The organism is Nonomuraea aridisoli, from assembly GCF_003236395.1.
In the GTDB taxonomy this organism is placed as follows: domain Bacteria; phylum Actinomycetota; class Actinomycetes; order Streptosporangiales; family Streptosporangiaceae; genus Nonomuraea; species Nonomuraea aridisoli.
In genome coordinates, this window is record NZ_POUD01000650.1 from 1 (window position 1) to 521 (window position 521).

At 78.9% G+C, this 521-nt stretch carries 1 pseudogene; it reads left to right on the forward strand.

The features are described 5' to 3' along the window. Positions 1-198: 198 nt before the first annotated feature. Positions 199-521, forward strand: a pseudogene (locus tag C1J01_RS51765) (hypothetical protein); the annotation flags it as partial.

The window sequence follows — 521 nt, forward strand, 5'->3', positions numbered from 1 at the left end:
CGTACGCCGAGCTCACCCGCCGCCACTCCCCCGCCGCCGTCCCCCACCCGGCGGTCGGCCTCGGCGGCGGCCGTTGTCGTACGGACGGCCGGCATCGCGCGGTGGAGCGGGACGGCCGGGGCGGTCACGGTGTCGGCCTCCGGCACGGGGCCGGTGCGGCTGCGGGTCACGTACACACGCAGGGACGGCGACGCGGGCGTGGCCAGGACCCTGCGCGAGGAGACCCGCACGCTGCGCGGGAGCACCGCCTACACCGCCGAGGTGGCGCACGACCCGGGGGACGTCGCGTGCGGCGAGCGGGCGTACCTGGGGCTCGTCGTCATGACGGAGCCGGCGGCGGGCAACGGGCCGCAGGTGAGCGAGGTGGCGGTACACGGGCCGGCCTGCACCGCCGCCCCGACGCCGAGCCACTCGACCGCCTCCACCCCGGACGCCACGCCCACGCCGAGCCCCTACCTCACCGGGACGCCCACCGCACCGCCCGCGTCGTCCCGCCACTCCTCGCCCACGTCGGACCCACC